The sequence below is a fragment of the Nonomuraea thailandensis genome, assembly GCF_024172165.1.
GTDB lineage: Bacteria > Actinomycetota > Actinomycetes > Streptosporangiales > Streptosporangiaceae > Nonomuraea > Nonomuraea thailandensis.
Map to the genome: position 1 here is coordinate 9622103 of NZ_JAMZEB010000002.1, position 25092 is coordinate 9647194.

26 protein-coding genes are annotated in these 25092 nt (G+C 70.5%); 10 read left to right on the forward strand and 16 right to left on the reverse strand.

The genetic code is table 11. The features are described from left to right. Positions 1-67: 67 nt before the first annotated feature. Genes HD597_RS48260 through HD597_RS48270 form a run of 3 tightly spaced genes read left to right on the forward strand, consistent with a single transcriptional unit; the run spans position 68 to position 2021 of the window. Complete coding sequence (locus HD597_RS48260; RefSeq protein WP_253753685.1) at positions 68-778, forward strand: hypothetical protein; 711 nt, start codon at positions 68-70, stop codon at positions 776-778. Continuing rightward, complete coding sequence (locus HD597_RS48265) at positions 673-1341, forward strand: DUF4166 domain-containing protein (protein ID WP_253753687.1); 669 nt, start codon at positions 673-675, stop codon at positions 1339-1341. Before HD597_RS48260 ends, HD597_RS48265 begins: the two co-directional genes overlap by 106 nt. A gap of 17 nt (positions 1342-1358) precedes the next feature. Next, on the forward strand, positions 1359-2021 hold the full coding sequence (locus HD597_RS48270; protein ID WP_253753689.1) for a TetR/AcrR family transcriptional regulator: 663 nt from the start codon (positions 1359-1361) through the stop codon (positions 2019-2021). On the opposite strand, the gene HD597_RS48275 is transcribed toward HD597_RS48270, so the two are convergent. Both HD597_RS48275 and HD597_RS48280 read right to left on the reverse strand, forming a co-directional pair. After that, positions 1966-2385 carry a VOC family protein gene (locus HD597_RS48275; protein ID WP_253753691.1) on the reverse strand — a complete coding sequence of 140 codons (420 nt, stop codon included), beginning with the start codon at positions 2383-2385 and terminating at the stop codon, positions 1966-1968. The genes HD597_RS48270 and HD597_RS48275 overlap by 56 nt on opposite strands. A 694-nt stretch (positions 2386-3079) precedes the next feature. Continuing rightward, on the reverse strand, positions 3080-3664 hold the full coding sequence (locus HD597_RS48280; RefSeq protein ID WP_253753693.1) for a TetR/AcrR family transcriptional regulator: 585 nt from the start codon (positions 3662-3664) through the stop codon (positions 3080-3082). 124 nt (positions 3665-3788) lie between these two features. Between HD597_RS48280 and HD597_RS48285 the strand changes: the two genes are divergently transcribed. Beyond that, positions 3789-5396 carry a carboxylesterase/lipase family protein gene (locus HD597_RS48285; protein WP_253753695.1) on the forward strand — a complete coding sequence of 536 codons (1608 nt, stop codon included), beginning with the start codon at positions 3789-3791 and terminating at the stop codon, positions 5394-5396. A 91-nt stretch (positions 5397-5487) separates the two neighbouring features. Here the strand turns inward: HD597_RS48285 and HD597_RS48290 are convergent, their stop codons facing one another. After that, entirely contained in the window at positions 5488-5844 is a 357-nt protein-coding gene (locus HD597_RS48290; RefSeq protein ID WP_372513571.1) for a DUF6980 family protein, read from the reverse strand. 107 nt (positions 5845-5951) lie between these two features. Between HD597_RS48290 and HD597_RS48295 the strand changes: the two genes are divergently transcribed. Then, the gene (locus HD597_RS48295; protein ID WP_253753699.1) at positions 5952-6551 is read left to right on the forward strand and encodes a dihydrofolate reductase family protein; all 600 of its coding nucleotides are present in this window, start codon (positions 5952-5954) and stop codon (positions 6549-6551) included. Between the two features lie 231 nt (positions 6552-6782). Here the strand turns inward: HD597_RS48295 and HD597_RS48300 are convergent, their stop codons facing one another. The 3 genes from HD597_RS48300 to HD597_RS48310 form a co-directional block, all read right to left on the reverse strand. Further along, entirely contained in the window at positions 6783-7484 is a 702-nt protein-coding gene (locus tag HD597_RS48300) for a response regulator (RefSeq protein WP_276083209.1), read from the reverse strand. Positions 7485-7618: 134 nt separating this feature from the next. After that, positions 7619-8824, reverse strand: a complete 1206-nt coding sequence (locus HD597_RS48305; RefSeq protein ID WP_253753701.1) for a sensor histidine kinase — start codon at positions 8822-8824, stop codon at positions 7619-7621. A 124-nt stretch (positions 8825-8948) separates the two neighbouring features. Continuing rightward, the gene (locus HD597_RS48310; RefSeq protein ID WP_253753703.1) at positions 8949-10331 is read right to left on the reverse strand and encodes an MFS transporter; all 1383 of its coding nucleotides are present in this window, start codon (positions 10329-10331) and stop codon (positions 8949-8951) included. Positions 10332-10411: 80 nt separating this feature from the next. Between HD597_RS48310 and HD597_RS48315 the strand changes: the two genes are divergently transcribed. After that, positions 10412-11305 (forward strand): helix-turn-helix domain-containing protein, encoded by an 894-nt coding sequence (locus tag HD597_RS48315; RefSeq protein ID WP_253753705.1) that lies wholly within the window; start codon positions 10412-10414, stop codon positions 11303-11305. Continuing rightward, a complete protein-coding gene (locus HD597_RS48320; protein WP_253753707.1) occupies positions 11302-11982 on the forward strand; it encodes an NADPH-dependent F420 reductase in 681 nt (226 codons plus the stop codon). The genes HD597_RS48315 and HD597_RS48320 overlap by 4 nt, the downstream gene beginning before the upstream one ends. A 5-nt stretch (positions 11983-11987) precedes the next feature. Here the strand turns inward: HD597_RS48320 and HD597_RS48325 are convergent, their stop codons facing one another. Then, positions 11988-12866 carry an NAD-dependent epimerase/dehydratase family protein gene (locus HD597_RS48325; protein ID WP_253753709.1) on the reverse strand — a complete coding sequence of 293 codons (879 nt, stop codon included), beginning with the start codon at positions 12864-12866 and terminating at the stop codon, positions 11988-11990. Between the two features lie 119 nt (positions 12867-12985). Between HD597_RS48325 and HD597_RS48330 the strand changes: the two genes are divergently transcribed. Together HD597_RS48330 and HD597_RS48335 are read left to right on the forward strand one after the other, a co-directional pair. After that, positions 12986-13855: a helix-turn-helix transcriptional regulator gene (locus tag HD597_RS48330; RefSeq protein ID WP_253753711.1), complete on the forward strand. Its 870-nt coding sequence runs from the start codon at positions 12986-12988 to the stop codon at positions 13853-13855. Beyond that, complete coding sequence (locus HD597_RS48335) at positions 13852-14454, forward strand: hypothetical protein (RefSeq protein WP_253753713.1); 603 nt, start codon at positions 13852-13854, stop codon at positions 14452-14454. The genes HD597_RS48330 and HD597_RS48335 overlap by 4 nt, the downstream gene beginning before the upstream one ends. Positions 14455-14479: 25 nt before the next feature. Here HD597_RS48335 and HD597_RS48340 read toward each other — a convergent pair whose 3' ends face one another. The 5 genes from HD597_RS48340 to msrA form a co-directional block, all read right to left on the reverse strand. Beyond that, a complete protein-coding gene (locus tag HD597_RS48340) occupies positions 14480-15412 on the reverse strand; it encodes a GNAT family N-acetyltransferase (RefSeq protein WP_253753715.1) in 933 nt (310 codons plus the stop codon). Positions 15413-15435: 23 nt separating this feature from the next. After that, on the reverse strand, positions 15436-16632 hold the full coding sequence (locus tag HD597_RS48345; protein ID WP_253753717.1) for a cell wall synthesis protein CwsA: 1197 nt from the start codon (positions 16630-16632) through the stop codon (positions 15436-15438). Further along, complete coding sequence (locus HD597_RS48350; RefSeq protein ID WP_253753720.1) at positions 16629-17108, reverse strand: SigE family RNA polymerase sigma factor; 480 nt, start codon at positions 17106-17108, stop codon at positions 16629-16631. Before HD597_RS48350 ends, HD597_RS48345 begins: the two co-directional genes overlap by 4 nt. 102 nt (positions 17109-17210) lie before the next feature. Further along, entirely contained in the window at positions 17211-17354 is a 144-nt protein-coding gene (locus HD597_RS48355; RefSeq protein ID WP_253753722.1) for a hypothetical protein, read from the reverse strand. Further along, positions 17351-17998: a peptide-methionine (S)-S-oxide reductase MsrA gene (gene msrA / locus HD597_RS48360; protein ID WP_253759789.1), complete on the reverse strand. Its 648-nt coding sequence runs from the start codon at positions 17996-17998 to the stop codon at positions 17351-17353. Before msrA ends, HD597_RS48355 begins: the two co-directional genes overlap by 4 nt. A gap of 121 nt (positions 17999-18119) precedes the next feature. Here msrA and rarD point away from each other — a divergent pair, with 121 nt between their 5' ends. Continuing rightward, on the forward strand, positions 18120-19046 hold the full coding sequence (gene rarD / locus HD597_RS48365) for an EamA family transporter RarD (RefSeq protein ID WP_253753724.1): 927 nt from the start codon (positions 18120-18122) through the stop codon (positions 19044-19046). Here rarD and HD597_RS48370 read toward each other — a convergent pair. From HD597_RS48370 to nuoL, 4 genes are read right to left on the reverse strand one after another with little or no spacing between them, the layout of a single operon-like run. Next, entirely contained in the window at positions 19022-20011 is a 990-nt protein-coding gene (locus HD597_RS48370) for a polyprenyl synthetase family protein (protein ID WP_253753726.1), read from the reverse strand. The two genes, rarD and HD597_RS48370, sit on opposite strands and share 25 nt — an antisense overlap. Before the next feature lie 15 nt (positions 20012-20026). After that, positions 20027-21619: an NADH-quinone oxidoreductase subunit NuoN gene (gene nuoN, locus HD597_RS48375; protein WP_253753728.1), complete on the reverse strand. Its 1593-nt coding sequence runs from the start codon at positions 21617-21619 to the stop codon at positions 20027-20029. Further along, positions 21616-23175 carry an NADH-quinone oxidoreductase subunit M gene (locus HD597_RS48380; protein WP_253753730.1) on the reverse strand — a complete coding sequence of 520 codons (1560 nt, stop codon included), beginning with the start codon at positions 23173-23175 and terminating at the stop codon, positions 21616-21618. Before HD597_RS48380 ends, nuoN begins: the two co-directional genes overlap by 4 nt. Continuing rightward, positions 23175-25025, reverse strand: a complete 1851-nt coding sequence (gene nuoL, locus HD597_RS48385) for an NADH-quinone oxidoreductase subunit L (RefSeq protein ID WP_253759791.1) — start codon at positions 25023-25025, stop codon at positions 23175-23177. Before nuoL ends, HD597_RS48380 begins: the two co-directional genes overlap by 1 nt. Between the last annotated feature and the right edge of the window lie 67 nt (positions 25026-25092).

Here is a 25092-nt window from a genome sequence, read left to right on the forward strand (position 1 = left end):
TTGAGCGATCGCTCAAACACTCTTATAGTCGCCTTAAGCGATCGCTCAAATCTCACGATGAGGGGTCATGCGGCTGTACATCGAGATCCTGATCAGGGCCGACCTGGAGGCGCTGTGGCAGGCCACCCAGGATCCGGCCCGGCACGAGCGCTGGGACCTGCGCTTCGGCAGCATCAAGCGCCTGTCCGAGCGCAGGTTCCGCTACTCGACCCTCGGCATCACTGGCGTCGGCGTGCACACGGGCGACCGGCACGCCTCCGACGGCACCTGCACCTCGGCACTCCGCTTCGGCTCGGACCACCCGCTCTCCCCGATCCGCGCGGGCTCCGGCTACTGGCGCTACCTGCCCACCCCGGCCGGGATCCGCTTCCTCACCTCCTACGACTACCGCCCGCACGTCCTGCCGCCCCGGCTCATGTGGTGGGCCACCGCCTGGTCGTTCGACCGGCTGCGCCTGTGGCTGGAGACCGGTAGATCGCCCGTGCGCACCCTCCTCCAGGCCCTGGCGGAAGCGGCGACCAGAACGGCCGCCGTCGGCCTGGCCGCCTGGCTGCTCGGGCCCCTGCCCGCACTGGCCGCGGCGGCGCTCGCCGTCGCCGTCCCGCCCCTGCCGGGCACCCCAGCGGCCCGCCGCTGCCTACGCCGTCCCATCGAGCATCCACGGGAGCGACCATGCCCTCGATCTTCCAGCGCGCGCTCGGCCCCGACTTCGCCCGCCTCCACCCCCAGCTCCAGCGCCGCTTCGGCGTCGGGCTCGACAGCGGCGAGGCCTGCATAGGCGAGGGGGTCATGCGCCGCGTCTGGAACGCCGGCCCCGCCGTCCGCCCGTTCCTGACGCTCGGCGGCCTCAGGAACATCCTCATCAAGGACACCGGCCGCGACGTCCCGTTCCGGATCGAGAACTACCCGTACACCGACTCGCACGGCCGCGAGACCGTCACCTTCGTGCGCACCTTCCCCCTCAGCCGCTTCGACGCGACCATGATCTACGACGAGGCCGGCGCCCGCGTCGTCGACTACCTGGGCACCCACCAGCACATCGCCACCCCGCTCGCCCTGTCGGTGGACGAGCGCGGCGGCCTGGTCATCCGCTCGGGCCCGCAACGCCTCCTGGAGGGCCCGCTCGCCGTCCGCATCCCGGCCGCCGCCACCGGCACCGCCCTGGTCACCGAGCATTACGACGACCGCGCCGGGCGCTTCAGGATCGCGGTCACCGTGTCGAACCCGCTGCTCGGCCGGATCTTCGGCTACTGGGGCAGCTTCACCGCCTCGTACGTGGACGTCGCGGCGCACGGCGTTCCCGCTAGCGTGAGGCCCAGGCGGGAGGTGGCCCGCCTGTGAACGCTCGAGGGAGCCCGGTGGCCGACACACGTACGAAGCTGCTCGACGCGGCGCTCGAAACGCTCAAGAAGCAGGGGATGGCCGGCGCCTCCGCCCGTACGATCGCCGCGACCGCGGGCGTCAACCAGGCTCTCGTCTTCTACCACTTCGGCAGCGTCGACCAGCTCCTGGCCGCCGCCTGCGAGCACGGCGCCCAGCAGCGCATCCCCCTCTACCGCGACCGCTTCGCCGCCGTGACCTCGCTGCGCGAGCTGCTCGACCTCGGCCGCGAGCTGCACGCGCAGGAGCGCGCGGAAGGCAGCGTCGCGGCGCTGGCCCAGCTCCTGGCGGGCAGCCAGACCGACGAGAAGCTGGCCGCGGCGGTCGTGAAGGGGCTCGAACTGTGGATGGCCGAGGTGGAGCAGGCGCTGGGCCGGGTGCTGGCGAGCTCGCCCCTGGCGGAGTTCGTGGACGTGACCGGGCTGGCCAAGGCGACGGCGGCGGCGTTCGTGGGGCTGGAGCTCTACGAGGGCGTCGACGCCGACGGCGCGGCCCAGGCGCTGGACGCCCTGGAGGAGCTGGCCGCGCTGGTGACGGTCCTGGACGACCTGGGGCCGGTGCTGCGCAGGACCGTGCGGGCCAGGCTCACTCGTAGTATCGGACCTCGATCACGTTCCCGTCCGGGTCGGGAAAGAACATAGTCTCGGGCGCGATGCCCTGGGCGCCGAACGAGTTCGCGCCGCCGCCGGTGATCTCCACGCCGTGCTGCTTCAGCCGCACCTGCAGCGCGTCGTAGTCGTCCTTGCCGACCGCCAGGCAGAAGTGGTTGATCGGGTGCCCGGCGCTGCCCTTCACGCCGGTGCCCTCGTCCACGCCGCGCATCGCCTCGTACGCCATCAGGTCGAGGATGGTCTCGGGCGCGATCCGCACGCTGGGGAACGGCGCCATCCCGTCGCGGAACTCCTCGGCCCGGACCCCGGGCAGGCCGATCACCTGCTCGTAGAAGTCCAGGGACGCGCGGGGGTCGGAGACCCAGCAGACGAGATGGTCAAGGCGTGCATGCATACAACACCGTCCTTCGCGTTCCCTCCAATATCTGATGGCCGAATCCCTGTTGTCCACCTAATGCCTCATCGCCCGGCAAATAGCCACCTGACGGAAAGGGCCGGTTCATGCGGCGTCCTGCGCGGCGTCCGGATGAACACCTCCACCGCCTCCCCTCCCATCCCACCGCACCAGCAACCAGCCACCAGCCGCCGACCGCCAACCGCCGACCGCCGACCGCCGACCGCCGACCGCCGACCGCCGACCGCGGGGTAACGCCCGCACGAGCTGAGCACGTGCCCGCCGAGCTCGGCGGGCTGTCCGTGGGGGGTGCCGCAGCACCGCGCCCAGCTCCCTGATCCGCCCGGTCGCGAACCCGTGCGCCTCGCTGATCCCGTGCGCCTCGCCGATCCCTGCGCCTCGCTGGTGCCGTGCGCCCGCTCCAGCCGGGTGAGCGCGGCGCGGAGGGGCGGATGGTCGCGGGCAGGCTCGAACGCCGGCCCGTCCGTCGCCTGCGGTGTCTCAGGAACGTACCCGAATCCGTGGACGGTTCGTGATCGCCATCGCGGGCGACCTTACTGAACCACCTTCGGATCGTCCGGAGATCCAGTGGACAGCCCGCCAGTGCTCCACCGGACCTTCGCATCGCCAGGAGGCCCGGTGGAGCCCCGCTGGAGACCCGCTGGAGACCCGGCAGAGACCCGGTGGAGCCCCGTCAGGAGTCCGCCGGACCCGCCAGCTTCGCCAGCGCCCGCAGCCCTTCCAGGACCTCGGCCGCGCTGGGCGCGTTCTCCGGATTGCCCAGACTCTGGATCATCACCCCGGACATCAACGCCGTCTGCACCATCCCGAGAGTGCGAGCGGACCGCTCGGACACGCTCTCTTCCGGCACGCTCTCCAGGATCGCGCCCATGCCACGCCAGCCCTCCGCCATGCCCTCGGCCACCCTGGAGCGCAGCTCGGGCTGCCGCCGCCCCTGCAGGAACAGCTCCACCGTGGCCAGCCACAGGTCCGGATGCTCGGCGAACTGCCGCACGAGCCCTTCCCACATGCGCTCGTACGCGCGGACCGCGTCGTCGCCCGCCTCAGGGGCCAGCGCGCGACCGAGGCTGTCGCCCCACTCGTCCAGCAGGCCGAACAGCGCCTGAGTGAGCAGCGCCTCCCGCGAGCCGTAGTGGTAGCCGATCGCCGCCGTGCTCACGCCGGCCGCGGCGGCGATGTCGCGGACGCTGGTGCGGTCGTATCCCTGCTCGCGCAGGCAGCGCTTGGCGCCCGCGAGCAGGTCTTCACGGTTTCCCATGGGCTACACCGTACCAACAGATTAGCACGAACGTTTGATGCATTCGTTTTGCGCGTTCGTTTTGCGCGATCGTGCAAATGTGGGCTAGGGTTCTGCCATCGCTTGATCGACAGGGAGAACGACCATGAAGAAGCAGATGATCGCGTCGGCGGGCCTCGGCCTGGCACTGCTCACCCCGTACGGCACCCCAGCCGCCGCCTCCTCGGGCCCCGGCTCCTCCGCGTCCTCGGGCCCCGGCTCCTACGCCTCCGCCTCGTCGGCCTCCGGCTCCGCAGCTGCCTCGGCCTCGGCCGTCGTGAGGACCGCCGACGGCGCCGTCCGCGGCACCACCGGCCCGCAGGTGCGCACCTTCCAGGGCATCCCGTACGCCACCGCCGCCCGCTTCGCCGCCCCGGCCCCCATCGCCGCGTGGAAGGGCACCCGAGACGCCACCAAGCCCGGCAACGTGTGCGCCCAACCGGTCGGCTACCCCATCGGCAAGCCCAGCACCGACGAGAACTGCCTCAACCTCAACGTCACCACCCCCGCGGGCAAGCGCGGCAAGCTACCGGTCATCGTGTGGATCCACGGCGGCAGCCTGATGTACGGCATGGGCGACCTGTACCGGGCAGACCGGCTGGCGGCCGGCGGCGCCGTCGTGGTGTCCATGAACTACCGCCTGGGCGTCACCAGCTTCCTGACCCACCCGTCGCTGCCGGACTCCGGCGGCCTGGCCCTGGACGACCAGCGCGCGGCACTGCGCTGGGTGCGCAAGAACATCGCGGCGTTCGGCGGCGACCCCCGCAAGGTGACGATCATGGGCCAGTCCGGCGGCGGCTTCGCCGTCTGCGGCCACCTCGCCTCCCCCGCCTCCGCGGGCCTGTTCCAGCGGGCGATCATCCAGAGCGCACCCTGCGGGGAAGCCTCACGCACCGAGGCCGAGGCGCTGGCGGAGAGCACGGAGGTCATCGAGAAGGCCGGCTGCGCCGACGCCCCCGACGTGGCGAGCTGCCTGCGCGAGCTCCCCATGGCCAAGCTCCTGGACGCCTACGGCACCGAGCGGGAGCCGCGCCCGTACAGCGGCACGCCCTCCTTGCCGCTCCCCGTCGACCAGGCCCTGCGCACGGGCCGCTTCAACCGTGTCCCCGTCCTCGTCGGCGTCAATCACGACGAGGAGAACGGCATGATCCTCGGCCTGGAGCTGGCCACCGGCAAGCCCATGGCCGCCGCGGCCTACCGGCCCGCCGTCGAGCAGGCGTACGGCGGGAACGCCGCCGCCGTGCTGCGGCGCTACCCCCTGGGCAAGTCGGCGGGCAGGACCCTGGCGACGCTCAAGACCGACTCGACCTGGTCGGCGCCGACCCTCGACACCGCCCGCGCCCTGTCCCGCTGGACCTCCACGCGCATGTTCGAGTTCGCCGAGCAGCGGACTCCCTGGTACGCGGGCTACCCGAAGCCGAGCTTCCCCGCCGCCGCCCAGCACATGGCCGAACTGCCCTACCTGTTCGACCTGGCCCTGTTCGAGAAGCTGTCGCCCCAGCAGACCCGCCTCGCCGACCGCCTGATCGCCACCTGGACGCGCTTCGCCCGCACCGGCGACCCCAACGGTGACGGCGAGCAGAGCTGGGCCGTTCTGCGGGATGATCGTGGTGAGGCGGGGTGGCATGTGCAGTCGCTGACGAGTGGGACCTGGAAGCGCGCCGACTTCGTCGAGGACCACCAGTACCGCTTCTGGAGCACCGTCAAGAAGTGACACCGCAGCACACGTACGGGGACGGTGCCGCATGTACGGGGACGGTGCCGCACCCAAGAGACAGCGGCGCCCGCATCAACCACCCAGGTCATCACACCGATCGGCGAGCCTCGCGCCAGGTGTCCCATTTCAGCTCGGCCGGCAACTCACCCTCCTCAGCATCCGGATCGAATCCTGTGGCGCGTACCTCCTCCTCCCACTCCTCATCGAGCCGCTGCGGTAACCGCGCCCCGCACCACGGGCAGTGCCGGATGGCGATGAAGCTGCTTCCCCCGTCATGGATCGGCAGCCCGTAGCCCCGGTACTCGGCGAGGAAGGTCACCACCGCATCCGGGCAGTCGAAGGGCTCCGGATGCAGGTCGCACGCATGCTCCAGACGCGTCGCCATCTCCGCGCAGCAATGCTCCACCCAGGCCGTCCCTTCCCTGACGCAGTCGCCCGCGCCCATACAGTCCCAGAAATTCGTGCCGCCGGCGTGTAGAAGACGTCCGGGCGGCTCCGACCTCATGGTGAAGGCGGCGCCAGACAGGCGCCCGAACAGCAGGAGGCAGTGAGATGAGCAAGGTCACGTGCGACATGGCGATGTCCGTCGACGGCTTCGTGGCAGGGCTGCACCAGAGCTTGGAAGAGCCGTTCGGCGAGGGTGTGGGCGACCGCCTGCACCAGTGGATGTTCGAGGAGGCCGAGCAGCACGCAGCGGTGCTCGAGAGCATCACGGCGGCCGGCGCGTTCATCATGGGCCGCAACATGTTCAGCCCCGGCCGCGGCGCCTGGGACCTGAACTGGACCGGCTGGTGGGGCGAGGAGCCGCCGTACCACGCGCCGGTCTTCGTCCTCACGCACCACCCGCGCGAGCCGTTGCCGAAGAAGGGCGGCACGACGTTCATGTTCGTCACCGACGGGATCGAGTCGGCGCTGGCCCAGGCCCGCGAGGCCGCGGGCGACCGCGACATCGCCATCGCGGGCGGCGCCGCGACGGTGAACCAGTACCTGGCGGCGGGCCACATCGACGAGTTGCGCCTGCACGTCGCCCCCGTCATCCTCGGCAGAGGCGAACGCCTGCTCCACAACGTCGGCGACATCACCCTCGAACCCCTCGGCGCCCCCTCCGGCACCCGCCTCGTCACCCACCTGACCTACCGGGTGATCCGGTGACACCGACCTACCGGGTGATCCGATGACGCCGAAGCCCGCAGGGCGTACTCAAGGTCGGAGCCTCCACCCGCCCCGCATCGCTCGACGTGCCGCCAGGGCGGGGCGGTGGCGCCGAAGCCCGCGGACCTGCCTGAGGTGCCCGCGGACCTGCCTGAGGCCCGGGCCCTTCCCCTCCCGCCCGGCACTTCCGCCCACTCCCTCTCCGGCGCGATGTCCGCGCCGGATCCCGCATCACCGACGATCGCTCCGGGAAGGGCTGCTCACGAGCCCGGCCTCGAATGCCGCGATCACGAGCTGCGCCCGATCACGAGCCTCCAGTTTGGCCAGGAGATGACCGATGTGCGTCTTCACCGTGCCGACGGTGAGGTGAAGGTGCTCGGCGATGTCACGGTTGGACAGCCCCGTGGCAACGAGCGTGAGCACCTCGCGCTCGCGGGGAGTGACCCCGTCGAGGGAGCGCGGCGCGGGAACCTGTGCGGCACGCTGCAGGAACTCCGTGATGAGCCGGCGCGTGACGGTCGGCGCGAGCAGGGCTTCCCCACCGGCCACCACCCGGATCGCGCTCAGGAGCTCGGCCGCCGTGGTGTTCTTGATGAGGAAGCCGCTCGCACCGGCCCGCAGCGCGGCGTACACGTACTCGTCCAGGTCGAAGGTGGTGAGGATCAGCACGCGAGTGCCGGAGCTCTGCGGGGAGCCGCAGATGTGCCTGGTCGCTTCGATCCCGTCCATCTCCGGCATGCGCACGTCCATGAGCACGACGTCGGGACGTAACCGGCCGGCCAGCCGCACCGCCTCGCCGCCTGTGCCCGCCTCGCCCACGGTCACCATCCCGGGCGTGCTGTCGATGAGCATCTTGAAGCTGTCGCGCAACAGCACCTGATCTTCAGCGAGCAGGACCTTGATGGACGAGCCCGCCCCCTCCTGTGCCTCCAAGCGACCTACTCCCTCACCACGTCAAGGCTCACGCCACCACCCCGTCCGGGCCGAACAGATCATGCCACCCGACCCCGTGCCGACCGCCCCCAGCCTCCCCGGACACGACCACGCCGGCTGTGCGGCCGCCGGGGTCATGCCGCGGCACCCACCGGACCGTAGGGCAGGCGTGCCACCACGTGGAACCCGCCGTCGGTGTGAGGCCCGGCGCTGAGCGTGCCGCCGAACATCACCGCCCGTTCACGCATCCCGACCAGACCGTGCCCGCCCGGGACCGCCGACCGTGCTTCGCGTGGCGTCCGTGGGCCGCCGTCGCGGACCTCGATCACCGCTTGTCCGTTATCGAGCCGCACGGTGATCGAGCATCGGGTGGGCGCCGCGTGCTTGACGACGTTCGTCAGGGCCTCCTGGACGATCCGGTACGCCGACAGGGCCACCGCGGACGGCAACGCCGCGTCCGCGGGCACGCTCAGCTCCACCTCCACCCCCGCCGACGTGGCCTGATCCACCAGCCCGGACAGGTCGGCCAGGCCGGGCACCGGCGTCAGGGAGTCGTCCGGGTCGCCGTCGGATCGCAGCAGGCCGAGGACCCGGCGGATCTCGGTGAGCGTGCTCTGGCTCGTCTGCTCGATGACCGCCATCGCGGCACGCACCTCCTGGGGATGGAGGTCGGCCACGTGGTTGGCCACGGTGGCCTTGACGGCGATCACGCTCATGCTGTGCCCGATGATGTCGTGCAGCTCCCTGGCGATGCGCCTGCGCTCGTCGGCGACGGCGGCTTCGGCACGGTGGCGGGCCAGGCGGGCGACCAGGAACCGCTGGCGGCGGACCATCACGCCGATGCCCCACGCGGCGCTCATGAAGATGCCGATCGCGCTGCCCTCGACCGGAAGGTAGGGAGGCAACTCGGTGCGTTCGAGAGCGGGCGGCAGGGTCGGCAGCACCTGCGCGTAGAAGACCAGTACGGCGGCCGCCGCGGCGCACAGGCATCCGGCCAGGAGAGCCGCCGAGCGGCCGAGCGGAGCGGTGGAGGCGACCAGGTAGAGCGCGAGCGCCGCCGGGATGAACGACACCCAGATGGCACCGGCGGCCACGGCGCCCGCCGCGGTGGCCAGCACGGCCGCCGAGCCCGCGACGGCGAACATGGCCTGGGGCCATCGCCGCCGGAAGGCGACCGGCAGGCTCATGACCGCGGCCACCGGCCAGGCCGCCCACACCGGCAGCCACGAGGACGGCCCCGGCGGATCGACGAGCGCGTAGCCGAGGAACAGGGTCAGGGCCACCGCCGCACCGGCCTCGGCGACCGGCCGCCACACCATCCGCCGTGCTGGGCTCATCATGCGGAGAACGTATCGCGGGGGTGCCGGGCGGGGCATCTGACCAGGGTCGGAGATTTCGCGTCCACCCCTGGTCGTACCTGGGACTTCTCCCATCCCCGAGTATCCGACCGCACGTCAGGTCAACTCACCGCGAAACGGGCACCTTCCGCGGGATCGCCAGCCCGGCCAGCACCCCGACCACCGCGATCCCCGCCGCCGCGAGGAACGCCCCACGCAGTCCCTCGACCGTCGCCACCCGCAACGCCTCACCGGCCGGTCCCTCGCCCCCACGGCCGGCCACCGCCACCAGCACAGCCAGCCCCACCCCGCTCCCGGCCTGCAGGACCGTGGACGAGAGCCCGGACACCGCCCCCTGCTCATGCGCGGCCACCCCGGTAGAGGCAAGGATGAACATGGTGGTGAACGACAGCCCGGACCCCACCCCGAAGCCGACGGCCCCCACGAGCAGCCCGAGGTACGTACCGTCCACGGACAAACCGAAGGCCAGCACACCGGTGCCGGCCACCCCCACCAGCACGCTGAGGAGCAGCGTGCCCCGCAGCCCGATGCGCGGGATCAGCCGCTCGCCGACGAGGTTGCCCAGGGCGATCCCCAGCGTCGGCCCGAGAAAGGCCAGGCCCGACTGCATGGCGTCGTAGCCGAGCACGTCCTGGAAGTGCAGGGTGAGGAAGTACGGCACGCACTGCATGCTCATGCCGTACAGCAGGATGGCCCCGGCGGCGGCGCTGGTGTGCCGGTTGGCCAGCAGCCGCAACGGCATGAGCGGGCTACGGCTGCGCGCCTCGATCACCACGAACGCGACCAGCAGACCCACCGCCGCCACCAGCGGCACCAGCACTCCGGCGGAGCCCCACCCCCACTCGGCGCCACGCGAGATCGCGAACACCAGCCCGGTGACACCCGCGGTGCCGGTCAGCGCCCCGGGCAGGTCGAACCCGCCCGCACGACGCTCCCCGTCCGGCGCGAGCACGCCGAACGCCGCCACAACGGCGACCACGGCCAGCGGCACGTTCACGAAGAACACCGCCTCCCACCCGAACGCCCCGGTCAGCACACCACCGAGCAGCGCCCCCACGCTCATCCCGCTGGCCCCGCACACCGCCCACACCGTCATCGCCCGATTCCGCGCCCGCCCTTCCTCGAACATGGTCACCACCAGCGAAAGAGTCGCCGGCATCAGCACCGCGCCCCCGAGCCCTTGCAGCGCCCGCGCACCGACCAACGCCCCGGGAGCACCGGCCAGCCCGCCGAGCAGCGACGCGACGCCGTACAGGATCATGCCCAGCACGAACATGCGCCGCCTGCCGAGCAGGTCCGACAGCCGCCCCCCGAGCAGCAGGAAGCCCCCGAACGGCACGGCGTACGCGCTGACCACCCACTGCAGGTCGGAGGAGGCGAACCCGACCTCCCGCCCGATCTCCGGCAGCGCGACGTAGACGATCGTGAAATCGAGGGCAGTGATCATGCTGCCCAGCCCCAGCAGGAAAAGAGGGATCATGGATCTCATGCCGGACAGCCTGCTGGCGGTCCCGAACCGCAGCCAGCCCCGCGTGTTGGCTAGTCAATTTTTGCCTAGGCTGGGCGGATGTGGATCGAAGCGCTGAGCTGAGTGAGTTCCTCAAGTCCCGGCGGGCCCGGCTGCGGCCCGAGGAGGTCGGCGTGCCGTACCGGAGCAACGGCACGCGACGGGTGCGCGGGCTGCGCCGCGAGGAGCTGGCGCTGCTCGCCGGCGTGAGCGTCACCCACTACACCCGCCTGGAGCAGGGACGCAGCCAGAACGTCTCGGCCGAGGTGCTGGACGCCATCGCCGACGTGCTGCGGCTCACCGGGGACGAGCGGGCGTACCTGCACGCGCTGGCCCACCCGGCGCACCGCTGCCGCGACTTCCCCCGGACGCCGGTACGGCCGGGGCTGCAACGGCTGCTCGACTCCCTCGTGCTCACCCCGGCCTTCGTCCTGGGCCGCCACGCCGACATCGTGGCCTGGAACAGGCTCGCCGCCGCCGTGTTCGCCGACTTCGCCGCGATCCCCGGCGACCGCAGGACGATCGCCCACCTGATCTTCCTGGACGCGGGCATCAGGCGCCTGCACGGCGAGCGCTGGCCGCGCCTGGCCAGGGAGCACGTGGCCCAGCTCCGCATCCTGGCCGCGCGCTACCCGCAGAACCCGCACGTCATGGCACATGTCGACGCCCTGCGCCAGGAGAGCCCCGAGTTCCGCGACCTGTGGCGGGAGCATCACGTGGCCGCCGCGACGCACCGCGACTACGTGCTCGACCATCCGATCGTGGGCGAGCTGCGGCTGTCGGCCGAGCTCGTCACCCTGCCGGGGGACCCCGAGCTGCAGGGCATGGACCTGTTCGCGGCCGAGGCGGGCTCGGAGTCGGAGGCCGGGCTGCGCCACCTGGCCGCCACGACCACGCTCGCGGCGTCGTCCCACGAGGGAATGCCGCACCCGCCCGCGCAGTTGGGGCCGTCATGACGACAATCGCCTTCATCGGCAGTGGACACATCGGCGGCACCGTCGCCCGGCTCTCCGTCGAAGCCGGTTACGACGTCGTGCTCAGCAACTCCCGCGGCCCCGAGACGCTCAAGGACCTGGTCGACGAGCTCGGCCCCAAGGCCCGCGCGGCGACCCCGGCGGAGGCGGCGGAGGCCGGCGACCTGGTCGTCGTCAGCATCCCGCTGCGGGCCTACCGCGACGTCCCGGTGGAGCCGCTGGCCGGCAAGCCGGTCATCGACACCAACAACTACTACTCGCAGCGGGACGGGGACTTCCCCCGGCTCGACGACGGTTCGCTCACGTCCAGCGAGCTGCTGCAGCAGCACCTCCCGGCGTCGAGGGTGGTCAAGGTCTTCAACAACATCTTCTTCGTGCACCTGAGGGCGCTGCCCCGCCCGAGCGGCGCTCCCGACCGCACCGCCCTGCCGATCGCGGGTGACGACGCCGCCGCGAAGGAGACGGTGACCGCGTTCCTGGACGCGATCGGGTACGACGCCGTCGACGCGGGCCCGCTGGCGCAGGGCTGGCGGTTCCAGCCCGGGACCCCGGTGTACGGCAACGCGTACGCGGGAGACGACCCGAACTTCGCCCAGTCACCGGGAGTGCCGGCCGGCACGGAGAAGATCCGTACCGCCCTGGACGCCGCCAGGCGCTGACACCGTCACCGGTAGGAACCGCCGGCGAGGTCCTCCAGGAGTGCGGGGCCGGTGGGCTTCCAGCCGAACAGCCGCCCGGCCCTGGACGAGTCCATCGGCGCGGACCTGGCCAGCACGGCGGCGAACGGCCCCATGGCCCGCACCGCCTGCTCCGCCGTGAGCGAGACGGCCCTGGCGCCGGTCAGCCCGGCCACCGCCTCGGCGATCCGCCGGAAGGGCGTGCGTTCTGCCGTGGCCGCGTTCACGACGGTCCCGGGGGACGGGCGTTCCAGGATGGCCAGGTAGAGCGCGGCGAGGTCGTCCACGTGCACCGACGACCACTCGTTGGCGCCGTCCCCGATGTAGGGCACGGTGCCGCTCTGCCTGCCGCCGGCGATGAGCCCCTGCAACAGGCCCGACCCGCCCCGGCCGTACACCAGGGCCGCCCGGATCACCGCGCCCGCCACGTGATCGGCGGCCAGCACCCGGCGCTCGCCCAGCACCTTGTACGGCTGCGGCGACTCATCCGGGTCGAGCGGTCGCCCCTCGTCCACGGCGACGCCCTCGCCGTCCGGGTAGACCAGGCCGGTGCTGGTGTAGACGAACGTGCCTCCGGCGTGCATCCCGTCCAGCATCGCGCGCAGCGCGCCGTCCTCCATCTCGCCCATCCCGGGATGGGCGTAGTCGACGGCCGCGTGCACCACGGCGTCGGCGCCGGCCGCCGCCGTACGCAGGGTCTGGAGGTCCTCCAGGCCACCGCGCACCGCCTTCGCCCCCAGCGCCTCGACGCGCTCGCGCGCGCTGTCGGAGCGGGCCAGCGCGGCGACATCGTGACCGGCCTCGACCAGGTGCTCGGCGACGACCCCGCCGACGTAGCCGCTCGCTCCGGTGATGAAGATCTGCATGGTTTCGTACGCCTTAGGTAGATGATCGGTACGACCTCACGCTCCCGCCATCGCCTCCGCACAACCAGGGACCATGAGTCCTTGGGTAACGCCCCACCTGCGGACATAGAGTCGCAACCATGGACAAGCACGCCCTGGGCGAATTCCTGCGCAACAAGCGCGAACGGGTCAGCCCCGCCGACGTGGGCCTGCCGCAGGGACGCCGCCGGCGTACACCGGGATTGCGGCGCGAGGAGGTCGCCCAGCTCGCGTACATCTCGGTCGACCACTACACCCGCCTGGAGCAGGCACGCGGACGCCACCCGTCACGGCGCGTGCTGGACGGCATCTCGCGCGCGCTGCGCCTGTCGTCCCAGGAGCGGGCGCGGCTGTTCCAGCTCGCGGGCGAGCGGGAGGAACGGGAGGCCGCCACCCCGGTACGCGAGGTGCAGCCGAGCATCCTGAACCTGATCGGCCGCCTGACCGACTCCCCCGCGATCGTCGTGGACCCCACCTGCCGGGTCCTGGCCTGGAACCCGCTGGCGGCGGCCGTGTTCGAGGACTTCTCCGACCTGGAGGGCCAGGAGCGCAACGTCATCCGCCGCTACTTCCTGAACCCCGACAAGGACCGGCCGCGTTACGGTGTGACGGACCCGGAACGGTTCGTCGTCACGGCGGTCAGCTACCTGCGCATGGCCGTCACCCGCTACCCCGACAACGCGGAGCTGCTCAGCCTGGTGGACGAGCTGCTGGCCGGCAGCGAGGACTTCGCCAGGATGTGGAACTCCCACGAGTTCCGCATCGACCGGCACCTGCGCCAGACGGTGCGCCACCCGGAGATCGGCCCGATCGAGCTGGAATTCGACATCCTCACCGTCCCCGAGCAGGAGCAACAGGTCATCATCTTCACCGCCGACCCCGGCTCCCCCGCCCACCGGGCGCTCCAGCTCCTGAAGGTCATCGGCGCTCAGCGAACCAACTCGCCCGCACCCGTGTCCAACCCATCATGATCAGCGCGACACTCTCCCTGCTCCTGGCCCTGTCTCCCGCGGCCGCCACCGAGATCCCGAAGAACTTCCTGCTGAGCGAACGCGACGCGCGCAGGAACCCGGGCCCCGTGCAGGCCGACGAGCAGGGCTACACGATCAGCGGCAAGCTGACCGTCCCGCTGGAGCTGAATCCGTGCCTGCACAAGCGCGCGACCGACCGCGACCGGCTGGCGGCCCGCACGATCACCCACTGGACCAGCGCCCCGAGCAACTCCTCCGAACAGCTCGTCCTCTACAGGAGCCCCCGCGCCGCCCACGCCGCACTGAACGGCCTGCGCGCCGACGTCAAGCGATGCGCGCGCAAGAGCGACCCGTCGGAGCCGCGACTCAAGATCCAGTGGCGGACGAGCGGGGCCAAGGCGGGGGACGAGGCCGTGGGCATGGGTTACGAGACCCGGCAGGGCGGCGGCGTGAACCAGACGATCACCGGCCTCGTCGCCCGCAGGGGCAGCGCTCTGATGATCTACACGACCAGCGAGGGCTTCCACGACCCCGGCCGGCTGACCGAGAACGCCAGGAAGATGGCCGTCAAGGTGTGCCGCTTGCCGGGCGTCTGCTGAAGGCACCGGTAGATCGTCATGCCGCTCAGGAAGGCGCGTCGTTGGAAAGGTTGATGCGAATCTCCGTGTTGCGGTATCCCGCCCGCCGGAACGCCGCCGCCATCGGCGCGTTACCCAGGTCGGTGGTGGCGGTGATACGCGACTCACCGTTGCCCGCGTGAATGCGGGTGATCTCGCCCAGCACCTCGTCCACGTACCCCCGCCCCCGAAACTCCGGGACCACCCCGAGATAACCCACATTCACGCTGTACGGCGTCGCCGAAGGAATGGCCATGCCCGCCACCTCGCCCTCGGGCGTGCAGGCGATCCGCCACCACTCCCGCTTACCCGGCGCGCCGAGATAGAAGTCCATCTCCTCCCGCGCCGCCGCCTCCGACCCCTTGGCCGCCACGCTCGCCCGCGTCTGAGCATCCAGACTGCCCTCGGCGATCCTCCGGAACACCGCCAGGAACTCCTCATCGGACGCCCCCGCGAACCGCAACGTCCCCGCCGCCGCAGGCACCCCGTCGCCCGGCGCCCACTCGAACTGCAGCCGCTCCACCTCCCGGGTGAACCCGGCCGCCCGCGCGGCCGCCCGCCGCCACCCCACGGCCGCCGAGACGACCGGATCCTCACGCCATCCCCCGGCCACCTTGATCGCGTACTGCACCGGGCGCGGGAACCCGCCCAGCGCGGCCTCGATCAGCCCGGCGGCGACCGTTGCCCGATCCCCCACACTCGGGTCCACGTCGAGGCAGTCGAGCGCGACCGGATACGCGCTGTCCCCCGGCCCCCACCACAGAGCCCGCCCCACGACCCGCCCCTCGGCCTCGGCGATCCACGTCCACTCCGGCCGGTACATGTTCTCGGACAGCTCCGCGAGGTAACGATCGGCCGCGATCCAGCCGACGGGCTCGGTCACGATCCAGTCCGTCACCCGGTCGAGGTCCGCGGGGACGATCGTACGGTAGGTAATCATCCGAAGAGGTTAGCGGTGCCCGCCTAACCGGCTGTGCTGTCATGGATGACGAGCCAGTTGGTCCCACGCTTGAAGTGGAGCGTGTCCGTGCCGACGTAGAGGGTCGGGGAGGCCTTGCGGAGGTCGGTGATCCACAACCTGCCGGCCCGTGACGTCTCGAGATCGAAGACCGCTTCGGCCTTCCGCCCTTGCTTGTCGACCTGGCTGATGGTGACGAAACGATCGGCCACGAGCGACCGGGGGTGGTTGCCCGGAAGATCCACGACGCGGCTGCCGTCGCGGCGGATCGCCTGGTTGCCGGTGAGGCACCAGGTCACGTCGCAGAGCGCCTGCGGGGGGTCGTCGGGCCGCGCCCCGGTACTCAGGTTGAGCAGTTCCCTCATTCCCACCCAGCCGTCGTTGGCCCGCCCGGCCCAGGGCCAGCGGAAGAGCCGGAGCTTCTCCGTGTCCGGCACGGACGACGGCTCGCCGCCCCGCACCGGAACCTGATGGACCCCGCCCGACTTGGTCGACGACCAGAAGATCTTGCCGTCCCCGATGGCCAGGTCGACACCGTGGATGCTGTCGCCGTTCACCTTGTCCACGTCCCGCTCGGCCGGGAACGACACCACCGTGCGGGGCGTGCCCCCCGTCACCGGGATCGTCATGATGTGGATGTCCCGCTTCACGTACTTGAACCAGGCGATCACGCCTTCCCCTACCGCCGGCGAGTTCACCGGCGCGATGGGACTGTCGAGGGTGGCCAGCCGCCGGAACGTCCGCGAATCCAGGCGATAAGCCCACAATTCAGGCGCAGGATCGTAGCCCTGCTTCGACACGTATCCCAGCATGGTGCGCGCATCGATGAACAGCTTCGGCGTGAAGGCCCTACCACCCGGAACCTTCCGCGGCACCTCGGCGACCACCGCGGGCAGCGCCTGCTCCAACGGCGGCGCGACCTCCTCCACGACCCGTGCCCCCTCGATCCGCGGCGTCGGCCTCACCGTCACGGCGGGCTGCGGCGTGACGGCAGGCTCCGGCCCGGAAGCCCGCTCCACCACGACCGCCGTCACCCCGATCACGAGCCCGGTCGCCGCCACACCCGCCAGCACCAGCCCCCGGCGCCTGCGCCCAGCCTGTGGTGGCACTGTCATCCGCCGCAGCAGCTCCGGCGGCATCGCCGGGACCCGCTCCTGCGCGCGGGCGAACGTACGACGCAAGGCCTCTTCAACATCGATCATTGCAGGCTCCTCGGCTGGGTGACGGTGGCGCGCAGCTTGTCCAGGGCACGGGACGCCTGACTCCGCACGGTTCCCGGAGAAATGCCGAGCATCTCGGCGATCTCCACATCCGACCGGTCCTCGTAGTAACGCAGGACGAGCACGGCCCGCTGACGCTTGGGCAACTTCGCCAGCTCGTCCCACAGGTCCAACGGCGATTCCGCCACCGGCTGGGGCTGCTCGTGCACCTCCCACACCAGGTGTTCACGCCTGCGCCGCCTCCAGACGGAGATGTGCAGCCGGGCGATCGTGGTCTTCACGTAGCTCTCCGGGTTGTGCTTGCGCTGCACGCGCGACCACGAGCCGCGCAGCCGCATCATCGCCTCCTGCACGAGGTCGGCGGCGTCGTGCGGGTTGCCGGTGAGCATGTAGGCGTAGCGGAACAACGCATGGCCCCGATTGGCGGCGAAGTCCGCGAAATCCGGTGCGTCATCCACGAAGGGGGATCCTCTCGTTCATCCCGTCTGAGACGCATCAGGACCCCTTGGATGTTGCATCATCCGGAAACTCGCCGAAGACGAGGACGCCATACAGGCAGTTCACGTCCGGCTCAGGCCGTACGCGGCGGCAACGTCGCAGGCCAGCCCCACCCGCCGCCGCAGGACGTCATCCGCGTCCCCGTACACCTCGACCGAGACCACGCGGCCACCCACCGCCTGGGCGAGCCTGAGATCGAGCCTCACCACCCGGCCGGGCAGGCGACACCCGTGCCGCCGATTCCGCAGTACCCATTGGGCACTTTGTACAGATATTGCTGGTGATAGTCCTCGGCGAAGTAGAACGGCCCGGCCGGGGCGATCTCCGTGGTGATCTTCCCGTAGCCGGCGCCCTTCAGCACCCCCTGGTACGCCTCCCGCGCCCCCTCAGCCGCCTTCTGCTGCTCCGGCGAGTGGTGGTAGATCGCCGACCGGTACTGGGAGCCGACGTCGTTGCCCTGGCGCATGCCCTGGGTGGGGTCGTGGGCCTCCCAGAAGACCTTCAGGAGCTCCTCGTACGACACCTGGGCCGGATCGAACACGACCCTGACGGCCTCCGTGTGGCCCGTGAGGCCGCTGCAGACCTCCTCGTACGTCGGGTTCTCCGTGTAGCCGCCCTGGTAGCCCACCGCCGTCGTGTAGACGCCGGGCGTCTGCCAGAACTTGCGCTCGGCGCCCCAGAAACAGCCGAGGCCGAAGTCGGCGACCTCCAGGCCCTCCGGGTACGGGGGCGCGAGGGGGGCGTCGAGGACCGCATGGCGGGCCGGGACGGGGATGGGGTCGGGGCGGCCTGGGAGCGCGTCCTCGGGCCGGACCATCGATGTCTTGTTGCCGCCGAACAGCCAGCCCATGGCGCTACCTCCCTGGATCAGATCCAGCCTACTCACGCCGCAACACTTAAGGATATCTACACATTTCCGCTTAGTGCATGAAATTTGTGATTAAGGGTGGTAAGGCTCGACAATGGGGTACATGCCTGACCTTCGGCGTGGCGTGTTCTTCGGGATCGCCGCCTACATCATGTGGGGGCTGTTCCCCCTCTACTGGCCCCTCCTCAAGCCCTCCGGAGCCGTCGAGATCCTCGCCCACCGGATGGTCTGGTCGCTGGTGGTCGTCGTCGCCGTGCTCGCTCTGCGCAAGCACTGGGCCTGGGTCAAGGAGATGGTCCGCCAACCGAAGAAGCTCGGCCTGCTGACCCTCGCCGCCATCTTCGTGACGGTCAACTGGGGCACCTACATCTACGCCGTCAACACCGGCCACGTCGTGGAGAGCGCCCTCGGCTACTTCATCAACCCGCTGGTCAACGTGCTGTTCGGCGTGGTGCTGCTGCGCGAGCGCCTGCGTACGCTGCAGTGGGTGGCGGTGGGGTTCGGCGCGCTGGCGGTGCTGGTGCTGACCTTCGACTACGGGCGCCTGCCCTGGATCGCCCTCACGCTGGCCTTCAGCTTCGGCGTCTACGGGCTGGTCAAGAAGAAGGCGGGCGTGCCCGCGACCGAGAGCCTGGCCGTCGAGACGCTGGTCCTGCTGCTGCCCGCCCTCGCCTACGTGGGGTTCCTGCAGACGACGGGGCAGGGCACGTTCGCCCAGGAGGGCGCCGGGCACGCGCTGCTGCTGGTGGGGGCCGGGGTGATCACGGCCGTGCCGCTGCTCTGCTTCGGCGCGGCGGCCATCAGCGTGCCGCTGAGCACGATCGGGCTGTTGCAGTACATCGCGCCGATCCTGCAGTTCGGGTGCGGGGTGCTGATCGCCAAGGAGGTCATGCCGTCGAGCCGGTGGATCGGGTTCTCGATCGTGTGGCTGGCGCTGGCCGTCTTCACCTACGACAGCCTGCGGGCGGCACGGATGAACCGTACCGCCCGCAGGGCCGCGATGCTTCAGCCGGAGCGCTCGACCACGTAGTCGCACAGCGCCAGGAACGCGTCCTTGGCCGGGATGTCGGGCAGGCCCGAGATGTCGGCCCGGGCGCGGTCCACCCAGGCTCCCAGCTCCGCCCGGGCCCGCGCCATGCCGGAGTGGGCGCGCAGCAGGGTGAGCGCCTCCTCGACGTCCTGCTCGGCCACCGGGCCCGACAGCAGGGCCGTCAGGCGCGGGGAGTCGCCGGCGGCCAGCGCGTACAGGACCGGCAGGGTCTTGATGCCCTCCCGCAGGTCCGTGCCGGGCGTCTTGCCCGACTGGGCACCGGAGGAGGCCACGTCCAGCAGGTCGTCGCCGAGCTGCCAGGCCACGCCGATCGCCTCGCAGGCGCGGCTGAGGCGCTCCTCGACGTCCGCGGGGGAACCCGACAGCAGCGCGCCGAAGCGGCCGGAGGCGGCGATGAGCGAGCCCGTCTTGTCGGCCAGGACGCCGAGGTAGTGGGCGATCGGGTCCTCGTCGGCGCGCGGGCCGATGGTCTCGCGGATCTGCCCCTGCACGAGGCGGGAGAACGTCTGGGCCTGGATCCGGATCAGTTCGGGCCCCAGGTCGGCCAGCAGGTCGGAGGCCTGGGCGAACAGGTAGTCGCCGGTGAGGATCGCGACGGTGTTGTCCCACCGGGCGTTGGCGGACGGGGAGCCCCGGCGGACCGGGGCCTCGTCCATGACGTCGTCGTGGTAGAGCGAGCCGAGGTGGGTCAGCTCGATGACCACGGCGCCGGGCACCACGCCCGGCGCCGACGGGTCGCCGAACTGGGCGGCCAGCAGCACCATCAGCGTACGGAACCGCTTGCCGCCCGCCTCGATGAGGTGCTTGGACACCTCGGTGACGAAGGCGTCCTCCGTCTCCACTGACGAGCGCAGGAGCTTCTCGACTGCGGCCAGCCCGTTGGCCACGTCCTGCGCCAACCGCTCGTCCGCAATGGGAAGGTCAACCACGGGTGGCGCAGACATACGAGATCCCCTTGTCTATCTGATGAACAGGCTGCTGGCAGCGTCGTTGGCGACACCGAGCACGGACTCCGGATAGAGCCCCACCCCTACGGTAACCAGCAGCGAAACCGCGATGACGGCCACGGTCCCCATACTGGGGGCCGCCACCGCCGGGCCGTCGGCCGCCGGCTCGCTGAAGAACATCAGCACGATCACGCGGACGTAGAAGAACGCGGCGATCGCGGAGGCGACCACGCCCAGCACCACCAGGCCGGCCATCCAGCCGCCCATCGAGTCGCCGGGCTGGGTGCCGCTGTTCAGCGCAGCGGCGAACACGGCGTACTTGCCCATGAAGCCGCTCGTCAGCGGGATGCCGGCGAAGGCGAGCAGGAAGAAGGCGAACACGCCGGACAGGACGGGCGCGCGCTTGCCGAGCCCGGCCCAGCGGGACAGGTGCCCCGCCTCGCCGCCCGGGTCGCGCACCAGCGTCAGCACGGCGAACGCGCCGACGGTGGTGATGCCGTAGACCGCCAGGTAGAACAGGATCGCCTTGAGCGAGCCGGAGTTCTGCTGGGCGCTGCCGTACGTGGCCATCACGCCGACCAGCAGGAAGCCGGCGTGCGCGATGGACGAGTAGGCCAGCATGCGCTTGATCTCGGTCTGCGTGATCGCCAGGATCGAGCCGACGACCATCGTGAGCGCGGCGACGACCCAGATGACCGGCCGCCACTCCCAGTCGAGGTTGCCCAGCCCCACCCAGAACACCCGCAGCACGGCGCCGACGGCCGCCACCAGCGTGCCGGAGGCCATGAGCGCGGTGATGGGCGTCGGGGCGCCCTGGTAGACGTCCGGCTTCCAGGCCTGGAACGGCGCGGCGCCGATCTTGAACAGCAGGCCCACGCCGAGCAGCGCGAACCCGATCAGCAGCAGCGGGTCGAGCGCGTTGCCCGCGGCCATGGCCTGGTTGATGCCCGGCAGCGAGACGGTGCCCGCGAAACCGTAGACCATCGCGGTGCCGTACAGGAAGAACGCCGAGGAGAAGGCGCCCAGCAGGAAGTACTTCATCGACGCCTCCTGCGACAGGAGGCGGCGCCTGCGGGCCAGGCCGCACAGCAGGTACAGCGGCAGCGACATGACCTCAAGGGCCACGAACATCATCAGCAGGTCGTGCGAGGCCGGGAAGAGCAGCATGCCGCCCACGGCGAACAGGACCAGCGGGTAGACCTCGGTGTGGCCGGTGCCGTTGTCGTGGGCCTCGGCCTCCTCCTCGTCGGCGCTGCCCGGCACGGCCGCGGCGGAGGCCACGAAGTGCCCCTCGTCGTTGATCAGCAGCACGCAGACGAACGACAGGACGAGGATGATGCCCCAGATGAACAGGGCGGGCCCGTCCACCGCGACCGCGCCCATGGCGGAGGCCGTCGTGGACACCTGGCCGCGCACCGTCTGCACCAGGACCAGCGCGAACGCGCCGGCCAGGCTCAGCAGGGTGAGCGGCACGTGGATGGACTTGCGCAGGTAGCGCGGCGCGAACGCCTCGACGAGCACGCCGATGCAGGCCGCGCCGAAGATGATCAGCAGCGGCGCCAGCGTGCCGTACTCGATCGTCGGCGCTTCGATGGCGGGGTTCACTGACCTGTCCCCTTCTCAGCGATGGTGGAGGTGGGCACCTTCACGTTGGTCAGCGTCTGTTGCACAGACGGGTTGATCACATCGAGCAGCGGCTTGGGGAAGAAGCCGAAGCCGATGATGAGGGCGACCAGCGGAGCCAGCACCCAGACCTCGCGGGCGTTCAGGTCCTTGAACGCCTTGACCGGCTCGGCCGTCGGCCCGTTCATGGTGCGCTGGATCATCCACAGGATGTAGACGGCCGCGAGGATGACGGCCACCGCCGAGATGATCGCGGCCACCGTGAGCGCGCCGGAGCCGTGCGCCTGGGTGGAGTACGTGCCGATCATCACCATGAACTCGCTGACGAACGACGACAGGCCCGGCAGCGAGAGCCCGGCCAGACCGGCGACCAGGAAGAACCCCGCGAGCACCGGCGCGACCTTCTGCACGCCTCCGTAGTCGCTGATGAACGGCGACCCGCGCCTGGCGATGAGGAAGCCCGCCGCCAGGAACAGCGCGCCGGTGGCGAAGCCGTGGTTGACCATGTAGAGCGCGGCGCCGGACTGGGCGACGTCCGACATGGCGAACACGCCGAGGACGATGAAGCCGAAGTGCGAGATCGACGTGTAGGCGATGAGCCGCTTCATGTCGGTCTGGCCGATGGCCACGATCGCGCCGTAGATGATGCTGATGACCGCCAGCACGACGATCGGCATCGTGAACGCCTTGGCGGCGTCGGGGAACAGCTCCAGGCAGAAGCGCAGCATGCCGAACGTGCCGACCTTGTCCAGCACGCCCACCAGCAGCACCGCGGCGCCGGCCGGAGCCTGGGCGGCCGCGTCGGGCAGCCAGGTGTGCACCGGCCACAGCGGCGCCTTGATGGCGAAGGCGATGAAGAAGCCGGCGAACAGCCACTTCTGCATGACCGGGTCCTGGATGGCCCCGACGAGCTCGGGGAACATGAACGTCTGCTTGCCCGCGACGAAGTACAGCCCGATGACCGCGACCAGCATGAGCAGGCCGCCGAAGAGCGAGTACAGCAGGAACTTGACGGCCGCGTAGGACCGCTGGGCGCCGCCGTACGACCCGATCATGAAGTACATCGGGATCAGCATGGCTTCGAAGAAGACGTAGAACAGGAAGATGTCGGTCGCCGCGAAGACGCCGATCATCATCGCTTCCAGCACGAGCAGCAGCGAGAAGTACGTCTTGACCGACCGCTTGGGCGTGATCAGCGTGCCGTCGGCGGTCTTGACGCCGTCGGCGTCGTGCCAGGAGGCCAGGATCACGATCGGCACCAGCACCGCCGACAGCGCGATGAGCACCAGGGCCACGCCGTCCACGCCGACCCCGAACTTCACGCCGAAGCTCGGGATCCAGTTGTACTCGGCGACGAACTGGAAGCGGTCGCCGGACGGCTTGAACCCGGCGGCCACGACGCCCGTGAGGACCAGCACCAGCAGCGAGACGAGCAGCGCTACCTGCTTGGCCAGCTTGTCACTGCCCTTGGGAAGCAGGGCCACCACGACGGCGCCCACCACGGGCACCGCCATGAGTATCGGGAGCCAGGGTGACATCAGATGTTCCCAACGAGGAGCAGGGCGCCGGTCAGCAGGGCGGCACCGATGAAGATGGACAGCGCGTACGTTCTGGCGAAGCCCGTCTGGACCCGCCGCAGGCGCCCGGAGCTGCCGCCGATGCCCGCCGCCAGGCCGTTGACGATCCCGTCGATGCCGCGGTTGTCGAAGAACACCGCGAGACGGGTCAGCCACTGGCCGGGGCGCATGAAGAGCGACTCGTTGAGCGCGTCACCGTAGAGGTCACGCCGGGCGAACGTGGTGAGGAAGGAGCCGCGCGGCTGCACCGACGGCACCTCGACCCGGCCGTACCGCATCCAGGCGAAGGCCGCGCCGACCGCGACGAGCGCCAGCGTCGCCAGGCCCGGCGTGGTGACGAAGTGGAACTCTGGAGCCGCGGCGGGGTCGCCGCCCACGGCGGGGCTCAGGAACCTGTACAGCGTTCCGTTCAGGACGAGGTAGCCGCCCAGGAAGAGCGACCCGACCGACAGGATCATCAGCGGCACCGTCATGACGAGCGGCGACTCGTGCGGGTGCGCGTCGTCGGCCCACCGCTTCTCGCCGAAGAAGGTCATGAAGACCATCCGCGACATGTAGAAGCCGGTGATGCCGGCGCCCAGCACGGCCAGCCAGCCGAGGATCGGCTGGTGGTGCACCGCGGTCTCGATGATGCCGTCCTTGGTGAAGTAGCCGGACAGCAGCGGGAAACCGATGATCGCCAGGTAGCCGATGAAGAACGTGATGAACGTGATCGGCATGAACTTGCGCAGCCCGCCGTACTTGCGCATGTTGACCTCGTCGTTCATGCCGTGCATGACGGAGCCGGCGCCGAGGAACATGTTGGCCTTGAAGAAGCCGTGCGTGATCAGGTGGCCGATCGCGAAGGCGTACCCCGCCGGGCCGAGGCCCGCGCCGAGCATCATGTAGCCGATCTGCGACATCGTCGAGCCGGCCAGGCCCTTCTTGATGTCGTCCTTGGCGCAACCGATGATCGCACCGGCGAGCAGCGTGACCGCGCCGACGATGGCGACGGCGAGCGCGGCGCCCGAGCCCTCGGGGAAGAAGAACGCCCCGGAGCGGACCACCAGGTAGACGCCGGCGGTGACCATGGTCGCGGCGTGGATGAGGGCCGAGACCGGGGTCGGGCCCTCCATGGCGTCCAGAAGCCAGGACTGCAGCGGGAGCTGCGCCGACTTGCCGCAGGCGCCGAGGAGCAGCAGCAGGCCGATGGCGAGCATGGTGCCGTTCGTCTGGCCGGGCTGGATCTGCTCGCCCAGCTCCCTGAAGGTCAGGGTGCCGAACGTGGTCCAGATGATGAACATGCCGACCAGCAGGCCGAAGTCACCGACGCGGTTGACGACGAACGCCTTCTTGGCCGCGACCGCCGCGGACGGCTTGAACTGCCAGAAGCCGATCAGCAGGTACGAGGCCAGGCCGACGCCCTCCCAGCCGATGAACAGCCCGACGTAGTTGTCGGCCAGCACCAGCAGGAGCATCGCGGCCACGAACAGGTTCAGGTAGGCGAAGAACCTGCGGCGGTGCTCGTCGTGAGCCATGTAGCCGATCGAGTAGATGTGGATCAGCGAGCCCACACCGGTGATCAGCAGCGCGAAGCTGATGGACAGGGGGTCGATGAGCAGCCCCATGTCGACCATGCCGGGGATGAACTCGTACAGGTGCACCGCCCGGCGGCGCTCCTCCGCCCCGAACCCGATCAGCTCGAAGAACGCCAGCACCGCCACGACGAACGAGGCGAGGGACATGGCCACGCCCAGCAGATGGCCCCAGCGGTTGGTGAACCGGTTGAACACCAGCATGATGAACGCCCCGACGAGCGGGAACGCGATCATCAGCCAGGCGTTGCCGATCACTCCACCGGTGTGCTGGACGATCTCAGCGATATGAGATTCCACCAGT

What these genes read in the sequence shown, in the direction of transcription:
- HD597_RS48260 (WP_253753685.1), top strand. Translation starts at nt 68, where the DNA reads ATGCGGCTGTACATCGAGATCCTGATCAGGGCCGACCTGGAGGCGCTG.
- HD597_RS48265 (WP_253753687.1), top strand. Translation starts at nt 673, where the DNA reads ATGCCCTCGATCTTCCAGCGCGCGCTCGGCCCCGACTTCGCCCGCCTC.
- HD597_RS48275 (WP_253753691.1), bottom strand. Translation starts at nt 2,385, where the DNA reads ATGCATGCACGCCTTGACCATCTCGTCTGCTGGGTCTCCGACCCCCGC.
- HD597_RS48280 (WP_253753693.1), bottom strand. Translation starts at nt 3,664, where the DNA reads ATGGGAAACCGTGAAGACCTGCTCGCGGGCGCCAAGCGCTGCCTGCGC.
- HD597_RS48285 (WP_253753695.1), top strand. Translation starts at nt 3,789, where the DNA reads ATGAAGAAGCAGATGATCGCGTCGGCGGGCCTCGGCCTGGCACTGCTC.
- HD597_RS48290 (WP_372513571.1), bottom strand. Translation starts at nt 5,844, where the DNA reads ATGGGCGCGGGCGACTGCGTCAGGGAAGGGACGGCCTGGGTGGAGCAT.
- HD597_RS48295 (WP_253753699.1), top strand. Translation starts at nt 5,952, where the DNA reads ATGAGCAAGGTCACGTGCGACATGGCGATGTCCGTCGACGGCTTCGTG.
- HD597_RS48305 (WP_253753701.1), bottom strand. Translation starts at nt 8,824, where the DNA reads ATGATGAGCCCAGCACGGCGGATGGTGTGGCGGCCGGTCGCCGAGGCC.
- HD597_RS48310 (WP_253753703.1), bottom strand. Translation starts at nt 10,331, where the DNA reads ATGAGATCCATGATCCCTCTTTTCCTGCTGGGGCTGGGCAGCATGATC.
- HD597_RS48320 (WP_253753707.1), top strand. Translation starts at nt 11,302, where the DNA reads ATGACGACAATCGCCTTCATCGGCAGTGGACACATCGGCGGCACCGTC.
- HD597_RS48325 (WP_253753709.1), bottom strand. Translation starts at nt 12,866, where the DNA reads ATGCAGATCTTCATCACCGGAGCGAGCGGCTACGTCGGCGGGGTCGTC.
- HD597_RS48330 (WP_253753711.1), top strand. Translation starts at nt 12,986, where the DNA reads ATGGACAAGCACGCCCTGGGCGAATTCCTGCGCAACAAGCGCGAACGG.
- HD597_RS48335 (WP_253753713.1), top strand. Translation starts at nt 13,852, where the DNA reads ATGATCAGCGCGACACTCTCCCTGCTCCTGGCCCTGTCTCCCGCGGCC.
- HD597_RS48340 (WP_253753715.1), bottom strand. Translation starts at nt 15,412, where the DNA reads ATGATTACCTACCGTACGATCGTCCCCGCGGACCTCGACCGGGTGACG.
- HD597_RS48345 (WP_253753717.1), bottom strand. Translation starts at nt 16,632, where the DNA reads ATGATCGATGTTGAAGAGGCCTTGCGTCGTACGTTCGCCCGCGCGCAG.
- msrA (WP_253759789.1), bottom strand. Translation starts at nt 17,998, where the DNA reads ATGGGCTGGCTGTTCGGCGGCAACAAGACATCGATGGTCCGGCCCGAG.
- rarD (WP_253753724.1), top strand. Translation starts at nt 18,120, where the DNA reads ATGCCTGACCTTCGGCGTGGCGTGTTCTTCGGGATCGCCGCCTACATC.
- HD597_RS48370 (WP_253753726.1), bottom strand. Translation starts at nt 20,011, where the DNA reads ATGTCTGCGCCACCCGTGGTTGACCTTCCCATTGCGGACGAGCGGTTG.
- HD597_RS48380 (WP_253753730.1), bottom strand. Translation starts at nt 23,175, where the DNA reads ATGTCACCCTGGCTCCCGATACTCATGGCGGTGCCCGTGGTGGGCGCC.
- nuoL (WP_253759791.1), bottom strand. Translation starts at nt 25,025, where the DNA reads ATGATCGCGTTCCCGCTCGTCGGGGCGTTCATCATGCTGGTGTTCAAC.